12 protein-coding genes are annotated in these 23,859 nt (G+C 29.2%); 7 read left to right on the top strand and 5 right to left on the bottom strand.

All coding sequences use genetic code 11. From position 1 onward, the window contains the following. The first annotated feature begins 133 nt into the window (after positions 1–133). From ACKTTQ_RS07915 to ACKTTQ_RS07885, 7 genes are all read left to right on the top strand, one after another. Positions 134–9,763, top strand: a complete 9,630-nt coding sequence (locus ACKTTQ_RS07915; RefSeq protein WP_408048872.1) for a M4 family metallopeptidase — start codon at positions 134–136, stop codon at positions 9,761–9,763. A 10-nt stretch (positions 9,764–9,773) separates the two neighbouring features. Then, entirely contained in the window at positions 9,774–9,944 is a 171-nt protein-coding gene (locus ACKTTQ_RS07910) for a hypothetical protein (protein ID WP_176974420.1), read from the top strand. 121 nt (positions 9,945–10,065) lie between these two features. After that, positions 10,066–12,312, top strand: coding sequence for a T9SS type A sorting domain-containing protein (locus ACKTTQ_RS07905; protein WP_408048871.1), 2,247 nt, complete (start codon positions 10,066–10,068; stop codon positions 12,310–12,312). Positions 12,313–12,326: 14 nt separating this feature from the next. Further along, entirely contained in the window at positions 12,327–12,494 is a 168-nt protein-coding gene (locus tag ACKTTQ_RS07900) for a hypothetical protein (protein ID WP_299134710.1), read from the top strand. A gap of 384 nt (positions 12,495–12,878) precedes the next feature. Further along, positions 12,879–13,943: a tetratricopeptide repeat protein gene (locus ACKTTQ_RS07895; RefSeq protein ID WP_408048870.1), complete on the top strand. Its 1,065-nt coding sequence runs from the start codon at positions 12,879–12,881 to the stop codon at positions 13,941–13,943. Further along, positions 13,894–15,054: a sensor histidine kinase gene (locus tag ACKTTQ_RS07890; RefSeq protein WP_408048869.1), complete on the top strand. Its 1,161-nt coding sequence runs from the start codon at positions 13,894–13,896 to the stop codon at positions 15,052–15,054. The genes ACKTTQ_RS07895 and ACKTTQ_RS07890 overlap by 50 nt, the downstream gene beginning before the upstream one ends. A gap of 364 nt (positions 15,055–15,418) precedes the next feature. Continuing rightward, positions 15,419–16,879, top strand: a complete 1,461-nt coding sequence (locus ACKTTQ_RS07885) for a T9SS type A sorting domain-containing protein (RefSeq protein ID WP_299134706.1) — start codon at positions 15,419–15,421, stop codon at positions 16,877–16,879. Between the two features lie 220 nt (positions 16,880–17,099). Here ACKTTQ_RS07885 and ACKTTQ_RS07880 read toward each other — a convergent pair whose 3' ends face one another. Genes ACKTTQ_RS07880 through ACKTTQ_RS07860 form a run of 5 tightly spaced genes read right to left on the bottom strand, consistent with a single transcriptional unit; the run spans position 17,100 to position 23,857 of the window. Beyond that, positions 17,100–18,062, bottom strand: a complete 963-nt coding sequence (locus ACKTTQ_RS07880) for a Fic family protein (RefSeq protein WP_408048868.1) — start codon at positions 18,060–18,062, stop codon at positions 17,100–17,102. A 45-nt stretch (positions 18,063–18,107) separates the two neighbouring features. Next, positions 18,108–18,698: a hypothetical protein gene (locus ACKTTQ_RS07875; protein ID WP_408048867.1), complete on the bottom strand. Its 591-nt coding sequence runs from the start codon at positions 18,696–18,698 to the stop codon at positions 18,108–18,110. Between the two features lie 5 nt (positions 18,699–18,703). Continuing rightward, on the bottom strand, positions 18,704–19,522 hold the full coding sequence (locus ACKTTQ_RS07870) for a GIY-YIG nuclease family protein (protein ID WP_408048866.1): 819 nt from the start codon (positions 19,520–19,522) through the stop codon (positions 18,704–18,706). Positions 19,523–19,551: 29 nt separating this feature from the next. Continuing rightward, positions 19,552–22,692 (bottom strand): type I restriction endonuclease subunit R, encoded by a 3,141-nt coding sequence (locus ACKTTQ_RS07865; protein ID WP_408048865.1) that lies wholly within the window; start codon positions 22,690–22,692, stop codon positions 19,552–19,554. After that, positions 22,679–23,857 (bottom strand): AAA family ATPase, encoded by a 1,179-nt coding sequence (locus tag ACKTTQ_RS07860; protein WP_408048864.1) that lies wholly within the window; start codon positions 23,855–23,857, stop codon positions 22,679–22,681. The genes ACKTTQ_RS07865 and ACKTTQ_RS07860 overlap by 14 nt, the downstream gene beginning before the upstream one ends. Positions 23,858–23,859: the final 2 nt, after the last annotated feature.

Here is a 23,859-nt window from a genome sequence, read left to right as displayed (position 1 = left end):
ATTTTATAGAGACCTGTTAAAGCCCTTGTAAATCAAGGGTTTTTTGTTTTTGTCCGTTTTTTGTCCTTTCGATTTTTTGAGTAATTAGAAGCAAATTCATTTTTTTGAATTCGATTTTAATTATCAATAAATTATGAAAATAAGATTACTTATAACTTTAATTTTTTGTAGTGCATTTATATCATTACATGCACAAATTATCAAAAAAAAACATAAAATAAGGTTTACTAAAGTTGATGAAAAGCAAGGAGAAAGTTCTCCTTTAAGTTTATTATCATCAAAACTAAAACCAGTATTTGGAACTGAATTTAGAAAAGTAAAAAGTAAAACAGATAAAAAGAATTTTAGACACACAACTTATCAGCAATACTATAATGGTGTTAAAGTAGAGTTTGGAAAAGTAAAGTTTCATGAACAAAACGGATTAATTAAATCTTATAGTGGTGCATATTATAATACAAATACTATAAGTACATCTCCTAAAATTTCTAAACGGTTAGCTGTTTCTAATGTAAAAAAATTTATAGGTAGTGAAAAAGTTTTTTGGTTAGATGAACAAGGAATTTCAAAAACTAATATCCCAAGTATTGAATTAATTATACTACCTAGAAGAAAAGATGGTGTATTACAATTAGCATATAAAATCGGTATTGGTAGTTCTGAAGGAGAACTAAAAATGGGGTATGTATATATAGACGCACAAACTGGGGGTATTTTGAAGTTTAAAAGCCAAGTGTTTTTTTGCTTTGAAGAAAATAAAAATATTATAACCCCTCATAAAGAAAATAAAACAAACTCAAAAGCTCCACTAGTTTCAGGGTCGGGAGTTACGGCATATTCTGGAACAAAAAATATAGAAACAACTTTTGATGGAACTAATTATACTCTATATGATCAAACACGTGCTAACACAGGTAGATCAAAAAATACTGGATCTGGTCAAAGAAATGGAATTATAACGGTAAATTTTAATAACCATGATAACTTAGCAGATCATAACTCAAACTATGTAACTGATTTTACTGATACAGATAATAATTGGACTGCAGCAGAAATGAGTTCAAATGAAGATCAGTATGCTTTAGATGCACATTGGGGAGCGCAAGTTGTTTATGATTACTGGAAAAATGAGCAAGGTAGGAATAGTTACGATGATGCAGATGGTGCTATAGCTTCTTATATACATTATGACACAAATTATACAAATGCTGGTTGGGTTGCACAAACCGATACTCAAGGTTTTATGGTTTATGGTGATGGAGGTGGCTCTTTTACGCCATTAACAACATTAGACGTAGTAGCTCATGAAATAGGGCATGGAGTGAATAATGCAACCTCTAATTTAGATTATGAATTAGAGTCGGGGGCTTTAAATGAAGGGTTATCAGACATTTGGGCTATGGTAATTGAAAATTATTCAAATACTAATTATGGTACATCAAAAGATATTTCATTAATAAACGAAGAGAATGGGGGTGGTGCTTTTCGTTCAATGTCTAATCCAAATACTTATGGTCAGCCAGATACTTATGGAGGAACTTATTGGTATGATGTAAGTTCTTGTACACCAGACGGTACAAATAATGATTATTGTGGTGTTCATACAAATAGTGGTGTATTAAACTATTGGTTTTGGTTATTATCTCAAGGTGGTTCAGGAACTAACGACATAGGAAATAGTTTTAATGTTTCAGGAATAGGAATAACCAAAGCAGCTGCAATTACTTATAGAATGCAAGAGGTTTATTTAACAGCTACTAGTGATTTTGAAGATGCAAGAGACGCAGCAATACAAGCAGCACAAGATTTATATGGGTATTGTGCTACAGAAGAAGAAGCGGTTACGAATGCTTTTTATGCAGTTGGAATAGGTACTGAATTTAGTGGTAATAATCCTGTAATAACAACAGATACCTCAGATCAAACAGTATGTGCTGATGAAATAGCAACATTTACAGCCGAAGCAGATGAAGCAGATAGCATGATTTGGCAAAACGATGCCAGTGGAAGTTGGGCAGATTTGAGTAATGATGATGCATATTCAGGAGTAGGAACGAATACGTTAACCATTACTAATCCAACAGAAGCATTAGATGGGGTGCGTTTTAGATTATTGTTTTCTAATAATTGTGGTACTACTTCAACAACTAATAATAGATATCTTAACGTAAAAACATTACCAAATGTAACAAGTGTAACTTCTAGTGGGGCTGGTTGTTCAAGTGATGCAGATGGTTCGTTAACTGTAAATTTTGATGAAGTTTCAGGATTAAATAATATTGAATTTAGTATTGATGGAGGTACTACTTATCCTTATAATTATGATAATACCTCAAAATCACAAACTATATCAGATTTAGCAGCAGGAAATTATAATGTATGGGTAAGAAGAGGAGGAGATGATTGTCCAAGAGAAGTAGGAACCTATACTGTAGCTAGAGTAGCTACAATTACTGCTACAGTAGATGGTATTATTGAACCAGATATCGCTGAAATTGATGGGATTATACAGGTTAGTTTTCCTAATGAAGCAGCACAAACCAGTATTAAATTTAGTGTAGATGGTGGAATTTCATATCCTTATGTATTTGACGACAGTATTGGTAGTGGTGAATTAACAGGATTGGCTGCTGATACTTATGAAGTTTGGGCAACATTTGGAGATGAATCTTGTGCTAAAAAAATAGGGAATTATACGCTAAATGAAATAGCTTATACACAAATACCAGATACTAATTTTGAGAATGCATTGTATAATTTGAGTTATGATAATTATTTAGGAGATAATAAAGTTCCAACATCGTTAATTAGTGGTGTTACTTCTTTAAATGTTCGTGTAGAAAATATTGAAGATTTAACAGGGATTGAAGATTTTACAGCGCTTGAAACTCTTTTTGCTGATAATAATGATTTAACAACTATAGATGTTAGTAGTAATACTGCGTTTAAAGAGTTAATCGTATATAACAATGCTGATTTAGTATCATTTAAAGTAGCAGATGCATCTATTATTACAAGACTAACACTTTCAAATTGTAATTTATCTGGAGATTATGATTTCTCAGCATATACTGCTTTAACAAATTTTACTGTTCAAGGAAACGACTTAACAGGTTTAAATATTAAAAACGGAAATAACGCTAATTTCACTTACTTCCATGCAGGAGGAAATTCAAATTTGGAGTGTATTATTGTAGATGAGGTAGATTTTAGTACAACTACTTGGACCAATAATGGTGGCGCTAGTTATAGTAGTACATATTGTAATTATACAAAGATATCAGATGCTAATTTTGAAGCAGCTTTAGAAACTTTAGGGCTTGATGATATTTCGAGTGATGGGCAAGTTCCAACTGCTTTAATAGAAGTGGTTACTAGTTTAGATGTCTCTAATGAAGGTATCACTGATTTAACAGGAATCCAGGATTTTGTAGCACTAGAATCATTAAAATTGAATAATAATAGCTTAACCTCCTTAGAGGTATCGAATCTTATAAATTTGAAAACGCTTTGGGCAGCTAGTGGAAATATTTTTAGTAGAATAGATGTGAGTAATAATATTGCACTAGAAGACTTTAGATTACGACAATATTCAGGAACTACAATAGATTTATCAGCAAATACTGCTTTAACCCGTTTTAACTGTACAAGTTGTGATTTGTTAACTGTAGATACAAGTGCCAATGTAAATTTAAGTGCTCTTGATTTATGGAATTCTGAGATTACATCATTAGATTTAAGTTTAAATATAAATCTCGCAACATTAGATGTATATTCAACTAACCTCACAGTATTAGATTTATCTAATAATACATTATTAACGAAGTTAATAGCTAATGATATAACAACTTTATCAAGTTTAAATATTCAAAATGGTGCAAATACTAGTATTACAGGTTTTAACACATCAGGAACTCCAGTAAGTTGTATACGTGTAGATGATCCTGAATGGAGTGCTATCAATTGGACTAATAAAGATGAAGCTTCTAGTTTTGGTTTATACTGTGATAATTATACACTTATACCAGATGCAAATTTTGAAGCCGCTCTAGAAGCTTTAGGTTATGATGATATTTCGAATGACGGACAAGTACCAACTGCTTTAATAGAAGTAGTAACAGATTTAGATATAAGTAGTCAGTCGATTTCGGATATAACAGGTATTGCAGATTTTACAGCCTTAATAGATTTAGATGTAAATGATAATACTTTAACAAGTTTAGATGTAAGTAATAACGAAAATTTAGAAACGGTAAATTTTGATAATAATGACGTAGCTACTTTATCCTTAGGAACAAATACAGTATTAAGTGAAGTATCAGGAAGGTATAATCAATTAACAAGTGTATCTGTAAGTGCAAATACAGGTTTAACAAATTTGAATTTAAGAAATAATAGCTTTAGTACTGTTGATGTATCAGCAAATACAATTCTTAGAACGCTTAATCTAAATCAAACCGGTATTACAAGTTTAGACGTAATTAATAATCCAGATTTAGCCTATTTATATATAAGCGGTAATTCACTATCAAGTTTGGATATTTCACAAAATCCGTTGTTAGAAAATATAAATTTAACGGATAGTAATTTAACAACGATAGATGTATTTAATCAAACAGTTTTAAGAATATTAAGACTTTCGGGAAATAATTTAACCGAATTAGACCTTACTACAAACGTTGCCTTAACCCAACTTGAATGTGCAGATAATAATTTAAGTTTATTAAACTTTAAAAACGGATTTAATCAAAATATAACAGATTTTGATGTTGCAGGTAATGCTAGTTTAACTTGTGTTTTGGTTGATGATTTAAACAAAGATTATACCTTTTGGACTAAAGATATTACAACAAATTTTAGCGATACCTATTGTGTTTATACAGCGATACCAGATGCTAATTTTGAAACAGCATTATATAATTTAGGGTATGATGATATTGCTGGTGATGGGCAAGTGCCAACAAAACTTATTGAAGTAGTAACCTTGTTAGATGTACGTAATAAAAGTATTTCAGATATAACAGGTATTGCAGATTTTACAGCTTTAGTAGAGTTAAATATTTCGGATAATAGTATTCTTAATGTTGATATCAGTAATAATATTTTATTAGAAGAATTGTTTATTGAAGACAATGAACTTTCTAGTATTGATGTTTCTAAAAATACGGCTTTAAAAGAATTAGATTTAGATGAGAATGCAATAACAACTCTTGATGTATCACAAAACACAGCATTAACATTATTAGATTTAAGCGATAATGAATTAACGAGTTTAGATGTTACTAATAATACAGCCTTAACCTTTCTTGCCTTTGAAAGAAATAATGTTACAGGGTTTATTGATTTAAGTAGTCATACACAATTGGTCGTACTAGCTTTTGAGGAAAATGATATTACAGGGTTAAATGTAAAAAACGGTAACAATACTAATGTTACGTATTATAATTCATCAGGAAATTCAAACTTAAGTTGTATTGTAGTAGATGATCTTGATAATGATTACAGTACATGGATAAAAGATTTCATAGCATCTTTTACAGATACCTATTGTCGTTATACAGCGATACCAGATGCTAATTTTGAAGCTGCTTTATCAAGTTATGATGATATATCAAATGACGGACAAGTACCAACAGCCTTAATTGAAAATGTAGCTAATTTGAATTTAACATTAAAATCTATTGCTGATTTAACAGGAATACAAGATTTTACCGCATTAAAAAAATTAAGCTGTGAATTTAATAATCTAACAAGTATAGATGTTTCAAACAACGTACTTTTAGAAGAATTATATGTTAGTGCCAACAATATATCAACTCTTGATATTTCAAATAACACAGCTTTAAAAAAACTAGGAGCAAATACGACTAATATTTCCAATCTAGACTTAACTAATAATGTAGTCTTAGAAGAGTTAAGTGCATTTACCAATGCTAACCTAAGCAGTTTAGATGTAAGTAATAATCCTTTGCTAAATCGATTAATTGTAAGTAGTACAAATATTAGTTCTTTAGATGTATCAAATAATCTATTACTAACTGAATTAGCGATACACGATACGGGGCTTACAAGTATTGATTTAAGTAACAATACAGCTATAGTACAACTACGCATCAATCAAACTCCAATAGAAGATTTAGATGTAAGCACACTTAGCAGTTTACGTATTTTAAATTGTGCTGAAACCAATTTATATAACTTAAACATTCAGAATGGTAGTAATACATTGATAAGCGAATTTGATGCCACTGAAAATCCTAATTTAACCTGTATTCTGGTAGACGATGTAGCTTATAGTAATAGCAATACTATTTGGGCAAATAATGTAGATGCAGGAGTGACATTTAACGAAGGAGCTTATTGTCGTTACACAAGTATACCAGACACTAATTTTGAAGCCGCTTTAGAAGCTTTAGGCTATGATGATATTTCTGGAGACAGGAAAGTACCCTCTTATTTAATTGAAGAATTAGAATCTTTAGATGTAGAAAGTAAAAGTATTTCAGACTTAACAGGTATAGAAGATTTCCGTGCCTTGAAAATTTTAGATGTAGGTTACAACTCACTTAGTACGATAGATTTTACAAATAATACTGAGTTAAGACAATTAATTGTAAGAAGTAATAATTTTACAACTATAGACCTTTCAAAAAATACATTATTGGTTGGGTTTAAAGCTGAAAGTTGCAGATTAACTAGTTTAGACATCACTAAAAATACAGATTTAAGAGTATTATGGGTTACTGGTAATGATTTAACAAGCCTAGATATAAGTAATAATATAGCATTAACCTCTTTTTGGGGAAGTGGCAATGACTTTACTACATTAGATTTAAGTAATAATCCAGCATTAACTTCCTTTAGAGCAAGTAGCAATAGTTTAAGTACTTTAAATCTTCAAAATGGAGCTAACACCAATATTACAGGTGGTACAAACTTTCAGTTAACCGGAAATGCACTTTTAGGTTGTGTTTTGGTAGATGATGCTGAGTATGCAGCATCCACTTGGTTAAACATAGACGGAGATGTAAACTTTAGCGATACAGATTGTAATTATACATTAATACCAGATGCTAATTTTGAAGCACGTTTAGAAGCCTTAGGATATGATGATATTTCTGGAGACGGAAAAGTACCAACACGATTCATTGAAGGAGTAACCAACTTAAATGTTTCAAACCAAGATATAACAGATTTAACAGGGTTAGAAGATTTTGAAGCTTTAGAAGTTTTAGTTAGTGCTAACAATGCTTCACTTACTTCTGTAGACCTTTCTAACAATACAAATTTATTATCGTTAAGCGCATTTAATTGCGGATTAATAAGCTTAGATATTTCAAATAATACTAGTTTACAAAGTTTACTTGTATACGGAAATAAATTAACGGCTTTAGATGTTTCACAAAATACACAGCTGTTAAGTGTAGATCTTTTAGCTAATGATTTAATAAGTTTAGATGTTACTAATAATTTGTTATTACACACATTATATGTTGATGAAAATGATGTTTCAAGTTTAGATTTGAGTAATAATACTGCATTAACAATATTCTCATGTCAGAATAATAGCAACTTAAGTTATCTAGATGTTAGAAACGGAAATAATAACAATATAACTTCGTTTAAAGCAGCTAATAATGAGAACTTAACATGTGTTTTAGTTGATGATGTAACCAATAACGATTATAGTTTATGGACTAAAGACATTACAACAAGTTTCTCGGATACGTATTGTCGTTATACAGCCATACCAGATACCAATTTTGAAGCGCGTTTAGAAGCTTTAGGTTTTGACGATGTTAATGGAGACGGACAAGTACCAACAGTATTAATTGAAGTGGTTACTAGTTTAGATATAAAAAATCAAGGAATTACTGATGTAACAGGAATAGCAGACTTTACTGCTTTAGAAACTTTTAATTGTAACTTAAACAATATAGCTGTTTTAGATGTTAGTAATAATGTAAATCTAGCAGCATTACAATGTACTGCAAATCCAATAACAAGTTTAAATTTAACGAATAATACACAGTTAATAGAGTTAAATTGTAGAGGTACAGATATTACATCTTTAGACGTGACCAATAATACGTTATTAAAAAGGTTAATATGTTTTGATACAGATATTACAACGCTAGACTTGTCAAAAAATCTATTATTAGAACAATTATATTGTTACAAAACTAACTTAACAAGTTTAAACCTTTCTTTAAATACAGCGTTAAGCTTATTAGACGTTAATGATAGTAATTTAGAAAGTTTAAATATCAAAAATGGTAACAATGCAAATGTTACAAGTTTTGATGCAACAGGAAACGCAAATTTAACCTGTATTTTGGTAGATGATTTAACCAATGATTATACCACATGGGCAAAAGACGATACTACAGTATTTTCAGATACTTATTGCCGTTATACAGCCATACCAGATGCTAATTTTGAAGCAAGGTTATATAGTTTAGGTTTTGATGATATTAGTAATGACGGACAAGTACCTACAGCACTTATTGAAACCATTATATCAATAAGTTTTCATGGACAATCGATTAGCAATTTAACAGGAATTGAAGATTTTACAGCCATAGAAAAATTATATGTGTCTAACAATTCACTATCCACATTAGATTTAAGTAGTAATCTTAATTTAAAAGTGTTAGATGTGTCAGATAATACAAATCTAACATCATTTAATGTAACAAATAATGTAGCTTTAGAAGAGGTTTTTGCAAATAATAGTGGATTAACAACTGTTGATTTTAGTAATAATAGAGTATTAAAAATCTTAACGATTTATAATAATAATCTAACAGCTTTAGATCTTGGTAATAATGTAAACCTTGAAAGCATACAATGTCAAAATAATTCCATAACGAGTTTAGATTTTAGTTTAAATATAGCATTAACATTTATAGAAGTATCTAATAATGCATTAACCAGTTTAAATGTTAAAAATGGTACTAATACTGATATTACTGTACTTAATGCCAGAAATAATTCTGAATTAACATGTATTCTAGTAGATAGTCAAACGTATAGTGATACCTATTGGAGTTTAGGAAAAGGTGATTCGGCAAGTTTTAACGAAGTATCATGTAGTGCTACTTTATTATTAGCAGCAAATGCCTATTTACAAGGTGCCTTTACAGATTCAAATTCAGGAGAAGAAACTTTAATGCGCGATGATTTAAGAATTTCAGATTTAATACCAACTACGAGTCCGTATTCAGATGCATTAACCTGTGAAAGCACTGTCTTTGATGTTACAGGAGAAAACGCCATAGTAGATTGGATTTGGGTTGAATTAAGAGATGCTACAGATACAAGTATTATTATAGATAAACAATCTGCATTATTACAACGAGATGGAGATATTGTAACTATAGATGGCGTTTCAAATGTATCATTTGAACAAACCGAAGGCGATTATTATATTGTAATAAATCATCGTAATCATTTAGCTATTCAAAGTGCTTCAGTTGTTAGCTTATCTACAACAATAACCAACATAAACTTTAGTAGCACAACAACTACAGTTTCTGGAGGAACAAATGCTTTAATAAGTATGGATGAAGGCATTTATGCAATACCATCAGGAGATTATGATAGTAATGGTCAAATACAAACGATTGATGCAAGTAATGTAATTTCAATTTTAGGGTCTTCAGGATATCATAAAGCTGATATGGATATGAATAGTCAGGTACAAACTACAGATGTTGATAATATTATAAATAAAAACGTAGGAAAAGGTCAACAATTTTAAAACAAGTCAGATGAAATTATTTTTAAAGAAAAACAAGAGATTCAAGGTACGAAAAGAGATAAATAAGTTTTTATACCTACCTATTTACCATCGTGGAAATTTGTTTTGGTTAACCAAAATAAAAATGGAAAAAACATTTAATGGAATAACGATGCGTATTGTAAATATTCAAAAAATTTAATATCAATAAAAATTCCCCTAAGTAATCTCATACTCTTGAAAATATTAAGATTAGCCATAATTTTAAGGGAAGTAGAGAGTATTTGATTGCTTAATTGTAATAAAAAATAAAGAATTATAAAATGAAAAAAAAATTACCATTAATAATACTATTGTTTATAAATACAATAATGTTAGGACAAGATTTAAGTTTTACATTTGTTAATGCACAAAATACTAATGATGGAACGTATGATTATTATGAAGCAGATGTTTATATATCATCAACAGTTGATTTTAAATTAGGTAAAGGTCAAATTTACTTTAATTATAATACTACAGCCTTCGGAAATAATGTAAAAGCAAATAATCGAGTAGAAATTACAGCTTTAAATACTGAAGGTTATATTTGTGGACAAGGAGTAGATGCTGCTAGTAGTGCGAAGATTTATTCAGATTTTATAGTAATTGATAATATTAGCTCTAGAGTTTCAGTTTCATTTGTACAAACTTTTTCTTCAAGTACTTTTGCAACTAATAACGTTACTTCCATACCTACAAAGCTATTTCATATTAAAATAAAATATGTAAATATAAATGAAAACCCGATGGTTAGTTTTGAAACAGGAATAAGTCAATCAACAAATTTGTTTTATACAGCTTGTGGATCAGCATCAAGTGGTCCATTTGATGGAGCAAATTGCGTAGACTATGAAGGAACTCAATTGTTAGGGGCTACTTTCAACTCAATAGGAGCCTCAAGAATAGATGAAATAGTGTGGGATGGAGACACCAGTATTTCATGGTTAAATAATAGTAATTGGGATAGTGGAACTGTGCCAACAATTACAAATGATATTATTATTCCTAATGTAGTTAATACTCCTGAAGTAAATTCTTCTGTGCAGATAAATGACTTAACAGTAGAATCACTTTCATCGTTTGATATTTCTGAAAATGGCTCAGTAACTATTGAAGGAAATTTAGTAAATAATGGTGCATTTACCATGTTATCTACAGCAAGTAATAGTTCAAGTTTATTAGTAAAAGGAACAACAAATGGTGAAGTAGTTTATAAGCGAGGAGGCTTGCTAGCAAATGCATGGAGTATAATTTCTGCACCTGTTCATGGTCAAAGTATAAAGGAGTTTGCTGAGAATTCAGAAAATGCTATCCGTAAAAATACTTCAACAACTCCAAACAGGTATGCAATTTCTTATTATGATGACAGTAAAGTTACAGGATCTAAATGGGTATATTATGATGTTGATTATTTAGCAGCTAATCCAAGTGAAACTTTTGAAAAAGGGAAGTCGTATGCTATTTCAAGAGCAGCAAATGGAACTGTAATTTTTAAAGGAACAATAGAAAAGTCAGATGTAACAAAATCAGTAACAGTTTCAGAATGGAATGCTGTTGGAAATCCCTACACAGCTTTTTTACCAATTAATGAAAATGGAGGAACAAACTTTATAAATAGTAATCTAAGTAAGTTTGATCCAGTAAATGTAGGTGTATACGTTTGGGATAACGCTCAGTCTAAATATGTAGGTAAATCATTAGCCAGTTCAGAGGCTTCTTTAGCACCTGGGCAAGGTTTTTTTGTGAAGACAACTACAGGAGTAACTGATATAATTTTTAATCAATCACAAAGAAAAATTCAGCCTACCACAGGTGGAATTTTTGCTAGAGGAGAAAAAACTATTCGACCAAGTATTCAATTATTGGTAACTTCAAAAAGTACAACAATAGATACGAATATCAAATATCTTAAGAATGCTACTTTAGGATTAGATCCAGGATATGATTTAGGAAACTATTCTAGATCAAACTTTGATGTATATACAAGGTTATTGAACAATGAAGAGGGTGATGATTTTACAATTCAATGTTTGCCAATTGAAAGTATTGAGACAACAATTTTGCCAATAGGTTTAAAGATATCATCAGAAGAAGAGGTAAGTTTTACTATCAAAACTCAAGGTTTACCACAAGGACTTGAAGTTTTTATAGAAGATAGAGAGTTAAAGACTTTTACAAAATTAGATACTTCAAAAAATGATATTTATACGATAGTTATTAAAGAAAAACTAAATGGAGTAGGTCGTTTTTATTTACACACCCAACAAAGTAAAATAGAAACAGTAAATACAAATATTGATGATGTTAAAATTTATACAGAATCTAAGAATACATTAATAGTTAATGGAATTTCGGATGAAGAATTTGAGGTTAATTTATATACTGTTAATGGAGTTTTATTACTAAATGAAAGTGTAAAAGGTTTGGGTAACAATTCAATAGCTCTTCCATCATTACAAATAGGAGTTTATGTTGTTGAGGTGAACTCTGAATTAGGAAAGAAAACTCAAAAAATCATAATTAAATAATTCCCTTAAGAAAGATGAAAAGAGATTTAAGTAATAAAGTAGAAGAAATTACAAGAAAGGAAGCTTTAAAAAAAATAGGAAAATATGGTAAATACACAGCATTAACAGCCTTAGGAACTTATATTCTTTTAAACCCCAAAAAAGCTCAAGCTCAGAGCCCTGAAGCTCCAGGATGGGATTAAATAAGAGAATAGATAAACTGAATGGGGATTTAGTTTAAATGAAGAAAAGACAGCAAGAAAGCTGTCTTTTTTTGTTTATTATTTATTTTATAGCTCTTGCTAATTGATGAAATATGTTATAAAATTTACTTTCCAGTTCAGAAAGTAAAATCTCTTAAAATACAGATGTTATAGCGGTATGAAGTGGAGTAGTGGTGGAAGGCTTTTCTTTCTATTGTTTTATTTTCATAATATGAAAAGATGTTACAAATAACAGATTAACTCTTACATTTATTGGTTTATAAGTATTGAAAATAAATTTTCACATAATAAATAGTTTTTTTAAAACTATCTTGGAGGTTTATTTTTAACTATTTCTGTTAAATTTTACACTATTATTTAAATATGAAAATTACCTGTAAATATTTTTTTTTACTCTTTTTCTTTTTTTTAGATGGAGTTACTTTTTCTCAAAATTCGAAAATAGATAGTCTTAAAATTAAATTACAAAAATATTCTAAAAAAGACACTACAAGAGTAAATTTATTGAATGATTTAAGTAATAAATTATACGGAAAAAGGAGTTTTGATAAAACCATAAAATACCTTAAAGAATCTGAAAAAATTTCAGATTCTTTAGGCTATACCAAAGGAAAAGCAAAAAGTTTAAGGTTAAAAGGTTTGGTATATAGAGATAAATCAAACTTTGAAAAAAGTTTTCAATTTATAAACGAAGCTCTACAATTAAATAAAACAATTAATTCAAAATCAGAAATTGCTAGATGTTATAATGGAATTGGTGTATTATTCTACTATAAAGGGGATAAAAATAAAGCCATCAACTATTACAAAAAATCAATATATTTTTTTGAAGAAATAGGTAATAAAAAGGCAGTTGCTATAATTACAAATAATATAGGTAGAGCCTATTCTGAATTAGGAAACTATCCTGATGCAACTATATATTACAAAAAATCAATGTCAATTCATAAAGAAGTTAATAATCAGATTGGAATAGCTTATTGTTATAACAATTTAGGATTGATATTTATGAATCAAGGAAATTATATTAAGGCATTAGAGCATTATAATAAATCTTATAAAACAGCAAAAAAGAATAGGGATGATTGGTTAGTGAATGCTACTCTAGGGAATATTGGGGCTATATATCATTATCAAGAAGATTATGAGAAGGCTTTATTTTATTATGAAAAAATATTAAAAACTACTGATAAAAAAGTCAAAGCTTTTACTTTAAATAATATAGGTTTAGTACATAAAGAGAGAAAAAACTTCCAGAGAGCTATTGAAAACCTCAAGAAATCTATAAAAATTCATCAAGAGATGAATAACAAATTCAACTTAACTTCTCCTTTAAATAATATTGGTGATGTTTATTTAGATTTAAAAGAATACAGTATTGCTTATCAATATTTTAAACAAGCAAAAAAAAAACGGATTAGAAGTTAAAAATCAACGTTCTTTATGTAATTCATATTTAGGGTTAGCTAAAGTTTACTTAAATCAAAAAGAACATTATAAAGCATTGAATAGTGTTGTTAAAAGTAAAGAAATTTCAGACAAGCTAGAGCTTCTTAACTATCAAAGAGATGCATATAATTTATTTACTAAAATTTATAAAGCTACAGGCAAGTACAAAAAAGCTTTAGAAAGTCATGAACAATTCAAAATATTGAATGATAGTCTTTTTAATAAAGAGAATATTGAAAAAGTTGCTCAATTAGAATATGAGTATAAATATAAGCAGGCAATAGATTCGGCAAATATTAGAGAATTACAATTAACTAAAACGGTAAAGACAACTAATGAAAATTTAGAGAAATCACAACGAAACTTATTACTAGGTGTTATTGCTTTTTTAATAACTACATTAATCTTAGTAGGAGTAATTTTCTTTTTAAAATTAAGAAACGAAAAATCTAAAACTCAAAATATAGTTATCGAACAAAAATTATTACGATCGCAAATGACACCTCATTTTATTTTTAATTCTCTCTCCGTTTTACAGGGGATGATTCTAAATAAAGAAGAAGAAAATACGATTTCTTATTTATCTAAATTCTCAAAATTATTGCGAACAATTTTAGAAAATTCAAGACATAAAATAGTAGTGTTGTCTGAAGAGTTATCAGCAATAGATAGCTATATGGCACTTCAAAATTTAGATGTATCCCCTCCTTTTGAATATAAATTAACTGTTGATTCTAAGATAGACACAATTAATTTTAAAATTCCACCAATGTTAATTCAGCCATTCATAGAAAATGTTATTGAACACGCTTTTCCTAATAAAATAGAAAATAAGCAAATTAAGGTAACTTTAATGATTAAAGAAGAAAAATTAATTTGTACTATTGAAGATAACGGAATTGGGATTGATGAAATTAATCAGAAATTAGAAAACAACAAAAATTCTTTGGCAACTACAATTACTTCTGAACGTTTAGCAATGCTATCTAAAGAATTTAAAAATGAAGGAGCAATAGAAGTACAAAATAGAAAAATATTTGGAGAAGAAGGAACATTAGTTACTTTAATGATTCCATATAAAATTGAATAAGTTTAATTGGAATCATTAAAGTAACTAAATTATCGATTTAAGATTCGTTTAAGTTAATAGAATTATATGATTTAATGTTTTGTGAGTTTTATAAACCTGTTATTATCCATTTAAATAATGGTAATAAAAGACAGTTTTTCAATCTGATTTTTTAGCTTAAATAAAGTTCATTAATTTAAATAAAAACGCTTTTTTATTTAAAACCATCACTTATTACTTCAAAATCATCAAAAATTTATTCCTTGTTTTAGAACTCGTAATTGCTCTATATTTTTATTCCTATAATTAAAAGGTTACATTTTATAGTTTCATATACTATTTAAGTTAAATCTTTTAAAATAAGAACCAAAAAAATATTAATAATATGAAAAAAAGAATACAATTAATAGGCATTTTTTTAATAATAACGAATTCAATTTTTGCTCAAGATTGTTATTTCGACCCAACAGAGAATGTTATAGACTATGTAGTTTCAGGTAATTTTTCTCAAAATGATTCTGGAGATAAAGTTATAAATGATATTGTGATGTTAAAACAAGATACCTCCTCAGGAACATTTACAATTAATACGTTGAGTAGTGAAGGTAATGGAGATAGAGTTTTAAATGTTGGAACTACTATGATTAATTATGATTTAGCCAATGTTAAAGGAAGAATGGTGAGAGGTGATTTTGATAATGATGGTCATATAGATGATTTCATATTAATAAATAAAACTGGTGCATCTAGTATGCGTTTTGATCTATTTAAAAGCAATGGAGCTACTCAGCCTTCGTTTACAAAAAGTACTATATATGAACTTAACGGATATGACCCTGATAAAATAACAGGAAGAGTAGTTTCTGGTGATTTTGATGGAGACGGAGATTGGGATGATATCGCAGCTTTTTATGATTATGGAAACGGAGAAACTAGAATTCATGTTTGGTTATTAACAGGATCAGGTTTTTCGTATCAGTATTCTACAGGTTGGTGGAATAGCACTGGATATTCTGCTGGTAGAGTAACTGATCGTGTAGTCTCTGGTGATTTTGATAAAGATGGTAAGGTAGATGATATAGCTGCTTTTTATGATTATGGTAATGGAGAAACACGAATTCATGTATGGTTATCAACAGGGTCAAATTTTTGGTATCAAAGTTCATATGGATGGTTTGTTTCCAGTCCAAATGAAAATTTTTATGCTGATAGGGTATCAAAACGTGTACTATCACTAAATATAGATCGTAAAGGGGAAAATTATGATGATATTGTTGCTCTTTATAGAAATAATTCAACAGGAACTGTATTAATGAGAATATGGAAGTCAGATGAAACTTCTTTTAATGAAGTCCCTCAATCTCAAATTGAGCATTCACATGCCTGGTATTATGGACTAAATCCTAGTCTTTTATCAGGTAGAATTGTTGATTATGATTCAAGAGAATCAAATTCAACTCAAGGAAAGCCATCAGATATAATAGCATTTGAGAATGAAGTGGATTCTAGGTGTCGTCTTTTAATATCTAAAAAAAGAATCAACAAGATTAAGATTAATGCTTATTACCCTCCGTACTGTCTTCCAAAAAATAATCCAAATAGCGAACTAGTAATTAGTGCATATCCAAACCCTACGGAATCAATTACAACTATAGAAATACCAAAATTATTAATTGATGACATTTCAAGAATAGAGGTTCATAATTTATATAACAGATTAGTTTTTTCTGATGATGTAAAATCTTCCTCAATAAAAATAGATTTATCTAAACAACAACCAGGAGTTTACATGGTAAAAGTAATAGGAAGAGAAAGTAGTAATGTGCTAAAAATAGTAAAAAATTAAAATGTAATCAGATTTATTGATAGGTTAGATTATACAGTTTCTAGCTTTAAAATGAAATACACTACCTTTTTTATAAAGGTGGTGTATTTTTTGAGTGTGATAGTTTTGTGAAGTTACTTCCCGATACAAAAAACACAATCTCTTTGTTTATAGGTGTTATGTGGTTCAAAGAGACAAATAGGGTACAAAAAATATGTTTTTAAAGTAAAATTAAATCGATTTAAGTAAAATTGAACTGGTATTTTGTTAATCTTTTATCTCCTGTTTTAATCAGGATTTCTTGCTCAACAGCCCACTTTAAATCTCTACTTGCTGTAGCTTGACTAATATCTTTAAAATTTTGTAAATAATCTTTACGGCTAAAATGGTTATTACCTATAATGTCTTTATATAGTTCAATTCTATCTTGTGGTGTAAGCGTTCTGTTTTGCGTTTTTAAGAGACTTTCCAAAGATTGGAGTATAATGTCAAGCATAAACTCAATAAATGGTGTAGAATGTCCTGATTTGTCTGATAGACTTAAAACGTTGTAGTATTCTTGTTGGTTTTTCTTAATTAAACTTTCTACAGGTAGAAATTCAAATACTGGGTATTGTTGCATTAATATCAAAGTTTGCCATAACCTACCCATACGACCATTGCCATCTAAAAACGGGTGTATGAATTCAAACTCGTAGTGAAATACACAACTTTTTATCAATAATACATCTTCATCGGTTTTAAGATAGCTGAATAAATCATTCATAAGTCCTTTTACTAAAGAACCAGTAGGGGCAAGGTGCTCTACCTTAGAGCCTTTTACGATACCTACATTTTTTATTCTTAGCTTACCAGCATCTTCTATTAAACCTTGCATTAAAATAGCGTGAGCTTTTTCTAAGTCAGTTAGATTATTAGGGTTAAAGTTTTGTAATTGTTCATAGACTTTTATAGCGTTTTGTACCTCTACAATATCCTTTTGTGGTGCAATTACTCGTTTATCGTTTAAAAGTGCCGTAATTTGCTCCTCTGTGAGTGTGTTACCCTCAATCTCTAATGATGATTGAATAGTTTTAATACGATTCTTTTTTCTTAGCTCAGTAGGAGGTTTGTAAAGGTGTGTAGCTTTTACCTCTCCAAGTTTTTCAGAAATAGAAACTACTAACTTTAAAATTTTATCTGTTATCTGATATGGTGGTTTCATTTGTGATAGTATCATTTGATAGTATCACAAAGATATATAAATGTTTTAATGCTTTCCTAAGATAGGTTTTAATTTTATAGCATGTAACTTCTCAATTATGTATAGAAATTGATTTGTTGATTCTTGAAACTCTATAACATTGAGCGTTACTTCTATATTACAGTCTTTTGCCCAATGTACAAACTGTACTCCTTGTGTAGTCCCTTTTTTATAGTATCCTAAATGTTGAATTATTCTTCCTTCAATATGAGTTAATCTATCTTCAACACGTTTGTTGTTAATTCTTGTAAAACTTCTTGCACCTCCTTTTCTAACTCCTACATAAATAACAGAACTATTAAGATTAGTATTTTTAGCAGGAACAACCCTTATATCTTTTCTATTTTTTAAAGCTTCTCTATATACTTCTATTTCTTTTTTTAAGAAGGTAGTGTCTTTTTCATTATCAGTAGAAAACCAATATAAACAGTCATTAGCCTTCTCATTCAAAGAGCTAAAAATTTTTGTAAACTCTTTATGTTTCCTTATATCTAATTTGTAGTCACTATAATTAGGAAGGTCTTTTAGGTTAAAGGTATAGCTTTCTAACTTTCCTATATTTATAATATTCTTAAGTTCGGTTATAACATTTTCCATATCATTTATTTCCTAAAAACTTGATCTAAAGTTTTATTGTTTTTAGTTTTCCATACTAGCCAACCGTTTCTACTTCCTCCGTATACAAATCGAGCGGCAGTGCTTGGGCTATTAAATTCTATATTTTTTGTAAGAACAGTTTTACCGTTTACTGACTCTGTATATTTCTCAATTAAACTTTCCCGTTTTTCAGGATTAGAATGTGAAGCTACAGTAGTATTAGCTATTATACTACCTGTTAAAACAGTGAAGCCATTTTCATCATAAAATCCTTTAGCTTCCGATTTTCTACCACTGGTATAAAATAATAAGCGTGTAGTTTTTTCTACTGTTTTAAATATATTATAACCTCCAAACTCTACAATAAACTTAATATCACTAAAAAACTCGTTCATAGTATCTAAAGAGTGTCTTTGTAACGTAGGGTGTTTAGGATTTTGCTTATTTTCGGATAAATCGTAGTTATTAACTTTTTCTGCTAGTGTAATAGCTAAATATTCTAAGTATAAAATATCAGCTTTATTTAGGTTACTAGCCATAGTTGTAAATACAAATGCTTTTTGCCAAAAATCTTTTTTGCGATTATGATTAGCTATACGTTCTAAAAAATTATCCGTTTCCCCAATATAGGCTTTAGCATTTCCTTTATTATTTTCTCCGAAAAGAATATACATACATGGTGTTTGTAACTCTATTAATTCGTTGCATTTTTTTAATTCTGAACGAGGAATAATATAAGATATTAAAGTTCTGTTACTTAATTGTATACTTTGTATTCCTTTTGGTGTCCCTTCTAAAAAATGCGTGATTATTGTCTTTCCCATAACTTTTGATTTTAATCTTTTGCAATATTTTATATATCTCCTCCAACATTTTTAAATTTCTCGACAAAAGAAGAAATTTTTTGAAAAACATTTTGTTTTTTTGTTAAATACAGTGGGTTTAAAGGACTCATTTTAGGTAAAATAGAATTTAACTCTGTTCCGTTTTCACTTGCATGCTCACGCTTTAAAGACGCTAAAATATAACGTTTTGCAGCCTCTTCATTTAAGCTCTCTTCCGTTATTAATGTTGATACTTCTTTTTTCTGTTTTACTTTTGCATATGCATAGAAATCATCTATAATAGTCGCTTTTTCCTTTATATTATCTAAATCCGTTTCATTGATGAAATCTACTACTAAACTCTCTTTTGCTCTATTATCTATACTTGCACGAATTACACGTCTTATTTCTTCTACTAAATCTTCTTTATTCTTAGTTTTCTTATTATTGTCAAAGATTAACTCTAAAATGTAGTCTAAGTTTATTTCTTGCGATTTTAATAAATCGACTTCAAAGACTACGTCATCCCAGTCAATATCAGATTCCTCTGCTTCATTTCCTTTTTTTTCTCTTCTTATCCAATCACGAATATCGTTATAAGTGGAGCGATAATCTTGTATTATTCTTTCTGTAGGCACATCAATATTTTGCATACTCGCAATATTATCGTCCGTTAAAAAGTTTATTTTTTTAAATTCTTCTAATGCTTCTTCATTTGTTTTATCAATGCTTTGCAATTCTTTTAAATGATTAAATTCATCATAGTTTTGCAAGATGTTTTCTACACGTAAGTACTCACCAAATAGTTTAGAAAATTCTTTTTTATCCTTTTCTGTTTGAATTTCATCAGGATTTGGAAATTTTTCTTTTAATTCTTCTACCACTTCAATATATCCTCTACGCGAATTACCTGTTATAATATCTGTAAAGCCTTCTAAATATTCTTTATAGCTTTTTTCTAGTACCACATTTTTAGTGCTACTATCTCCAAATAACGTAATCGCATCAATGGTTGCTTGCTCTAAGTCTCTAAAAGTTACTATGTTTCCAAAGATTTTAGTAGCATCATAAATACGATTTGTACGTGAAAAGGCTTGTATTAAGCCATGATAACGCAAATTTTTATCTACAAATAAGGTGTTTAGGGTAGGAGCATCAAAACCTGTTAAGAACATACCGACAACAATTAGTAAATCTACTTCTTTGTTTTTTACACGTTTTGAAAGGTCACGGTAATAGTCTTGAAAGCCTTTACTATCAATACCATAATTCATTTTAAAAGCAACGTTATAATCATCAATAGCTTTTGATAAATACTCTTTAGCACTAACATCCATAGCTGTAGGCTCAAAGGTTTCATCTTGTATTTCTCCAATAGCTCCTTGTTCTTCATTGGCTGAATAAGAGAAAATAGTTGCTATTTTTAAAGGTTTATCACTATCTTTTTGAAGTTTGTTCAGTTCTTCATAGTAGCATTTGGCAGCATCTACACTACTGACAGCAAGCATAGCGTTAAAACCGTTGTTAATCCCCTTTGTACGATGCGTTTTTTGCCTGTAGTGCTTTAATATATATTCTGAAATTTCTTTGATGCGAACAGGATGTAGCAAGGCTTTTTTATTTTCTGCTGCCGATAACTTCGTTAAATCTTGTTCTGTTTCAATTCCTTTAAATTTAGGGCGAACATCGTTATAATCTACTTTAAACTTTAGTACTTTTTCATCTCTAATGGCATCGGTAATTACGTAAGAATGTAGTTCTCTACCAAATACACTTTGAGTAGTTTGAGCTCCAAGAGCATTACCTTTACGAATTACTTTTCCGTTTACGATATCATCACCAAAAATTGGTGTACCTGTAAAACCGAATTGGTAATGTTTTTTAAACTTTTTCTTTAAGTTCTTTTGTGCTTCACCAAATTGCGAACGATGTGCTTCGTCAAAAATAAAGACTACCTGCTTTTGGTAAATATCTAAATCGTTTTCACCTTTCATTAAGTTATTCAACTTCTGAATAGTGGTAACAATAATCTTATTATCTATTTTATCTATGTTTCTTTTTAATCCTGCTGTACTATCTGAACCGTTTACACTATCTGGTGAAAACTTTTGGTACTCTTTCATGGTCTGAAAATCTAAATCTTTTCTATCTACCACAAAAAATACTTTATCTATAAAACCTAATTTAGTTGCTAAACGTGCAGCTTTAAAACTGGTTAATGTTTTACCAGAGCCTGTAGTATGCCATATAAAACCACCACTTTCTGTTGTTGCCCAATTTTTAGCATTAAAAGAACTTTTTATTTTCCATAGGATTCTTTCTGTTGCAGCAATTTGATATGGTCGCATTACTAATAACGTGTCATTGATATCAAAAACAGAATAGGTAAGCAATACATTTAACAGTGTACGTTTATCAAAAAATGTAGAGGTAAAGTCTTTTAAATCTTTAATGGGTTTATTCTTAACAGTTGCCCAATTCATTGTGAAATCGAAACTGTTTTTATTACGCTGTACTGTATTTGCAAAATAACGACTGTCTGTACCGTTAGAAATCACAAATATTTGCAGGTATTTAAATAATGAGTTTTCGGTGTTAAAACTTTCCTTAGTGTATCTGTGTACTTGATTAAAGGCTTCACGAATAGCAACCCCTCGTTTTTTTAATTCTACTTGAACTAAAGGTAAACCATTTACTAAAATAGTTACATCATAACGATTGGCGTGTGTACCTGTTTGCTCAAACTGAGAAATTACCTGTACTTTATTACGTACTACATTCTTTTTATCTACTAAATAAATATTCTGAATATGACCATCATCAAAAACAAAATCATAGATATAATTATCGTGTAATTTTCTTGTTTTATCTACTAAATTATCACTTGGTTTATCTAAATATTCTGATAGAAAACGCTCCCATTCTTTATCTTTAAATTGCATATTATTAAGATTTTGCAATTGTACACGAACATTAGCTAACATAGCATTAGGTGTCGTTAAGCTTTTTACATATTCATAACCTTGATTTACTAAATCTTGTACGAGTTCTTTTTCTAAACCTGCTTCTGTTTGATAAGTTACAGGTGCTTCATTTAGTTCTGAAAACTTTTGATATTTATCTAAAACAATAAAATTGTTTGATTCTGCTATGGTTTTATATTGTTTCATTATTTGAACTATTATTTGAGTAGAAACGATAATTAGTTTTTATTTCATTTACTAAAAAGCGTAGTACATTTTTATCATTTTCTGATATTACCGACACCTCTTCTCCGTGATGATTTGAGTGGCTAGAAAGATTTATAATACGGTTATAATAAGCGTCCCTAGCACCCTCTGTATCTTCGGGTAAAAGGTCTTTCCATTTATTATATCCTAAAAAAGTTGAAGTCTTCTCTAAAATATTACGAAGGAAGTTAAAATGATATTTTTTTATTTGACCTGATTCTATGACAGTTTCTAATTCTTTTAGAAGAAATAAATGGTAAGAAAAAGGCGAGTCATCAAATTGATTTGAAATTAAAAATGTACCGTCAATCAATTTTTCAAAACGCTTTTTTTCAGAATCTCTTCTTCTATACCCAGAACTAGGTTTGGCATTATTAAACTCGTTATAAAGAACATTATAAAATAATGGATTATGTGTAGTAATTATAAATTTTATTTCTGATTGACTTGATTTTACTAACTCTGCTATATTTACAGCCAACTCAATTAAATGAGTATCATCTAACGAACTTACAGGGTCATCAATAAATACATACTCCAAATCATTAAATATATTAGTTGCTCTATCTTCTAGTTCTGGAATATTTAAAAGCTCAACTACTTGTTCTATTAAGCTATAATATACACACCAAATAAAATTACTTTCTTCTCCTTTAGAAATTTTAATATTATTTTCACTTTGGTCATCACCACTTGTTACAGAAAATGTTACTTCCGAAAAATCCGCACTAAATTTTGGTGTTATAGAGTCACTGGTAAAATGCTGAAAATTGGTAACTATATTATTATCTAATCCTTGGTCTTTTAAAAAACTTAAAGCTAAATTTGTAAAATTATTAGGGCGTATTATAAGCTTTCTATCTCTATCAGTATCCAAATCATTATCCCAATAAAAAAGGTCTTCAGTATAAGCATTGTAATATAGAATTTTAATATCTGACACTTCTTGTGTTTCTTGCTCTACTGTTGTGGGTTTTGGGTCGACTAGCAATCTAAATTTACGTGATAAACGTGTTTTACCTGTACCGTTAAAAGCGTAAATTAACTGTACTTTTTTTGTGCTTTCCTTAAGAGCTTGTGCTATTTGTGTTAATGACTGACTCATAT

The sequence above is a fragment of the Tenacibaculum halocynthiae genome, from assembly GCF_964512825.1.
Taxonomy (GTDB): domain Bacteria; phylum Bacteroidota; class Bacteroidia; order Flavobacteriales; family Flavobacteriaceae; genus Polaribacter; species Polaribacter halocynthiae.
This window is presented reverse-complemented; position numbering and strand designations above follow the sequence as displayed.

Coding starts and splice junctions, on each gene's coding strand:
- ACKTTQ_RS07895 (WP_408048870.1), top strand. CDS start 12,879: ATGAAAATTACCTGTAAATATTTTTTTTTACTCTTTTTCTTTTTTTTA.
- ACKTTQ_RS07870 (WP_408048866.1), bottom strand. CDS start 19,522: ATGGGAAAGACAATAATCACGCATTTTTTAGAAGGGACACCAAAAGGA.
- ACKTTQ_RS07915 (WP_408048872.1), top strand. CDS start 134: ATGAAAATAAGATTACTTATAACTTTAATTTTTTGTAGTGCATTTATA.
- ACKTTQ_RS07905 (WP_408048871.1), top strand. CDS start 10,066: ATGAAAAAAAAATTACCATTAATAATACTATTGTTTATAAATACAATA.
- ACKTTQ_RS07900 (WP_299134710.1), top strand. CDS start 12,327: ATGAAAAGAGATTTAAGTAATAAAGTAGAAGAAATTACAAGAAAGGAA.
- ACKTTQ_RS07880 (WP_408048868.1), bottom strand. CDS start 18,062: ATGAAACCACCATATCAGATAACAGATAAAATTTTAAAGTTAGTAGTT.
- ACKTTQ_RS07885 (WP_299134706.1), top strand. CDS start 15,419: ATGAAAAAAAGAATACAATTAATAGGCATTTTTTTAATAATAACGAAT.
- ACKTTQ_RS07875 (WP_408048867.1), bottom strand. CDS start 18,698: ATGGAAAATGTTATAACCGAACTTAAGAATATTATAAATATAGGAAAG.
- ACKTTQ_RS07910 (WP_176974420.1), top strand. CDS start 9,774: ATGAAATTATTTTTAAAGAAAAACAAGAGATTCAAGGTACGAAAAGAG.
- ACKTTQ_RS07865 (WP_408048865.1), bottom strand. CDS start 22,692: ATGAAACAATATAAAACCATAGCAGAATCAAACAATTTTATTGTTTTA.
- ACKTTQ_RS07860 (WP_408048864.1), bottom strand. CDS start 23,857: ATGAGTCAGTCATTAACACAAATAGCACAAGCTCTTAAGGAAAGCACA.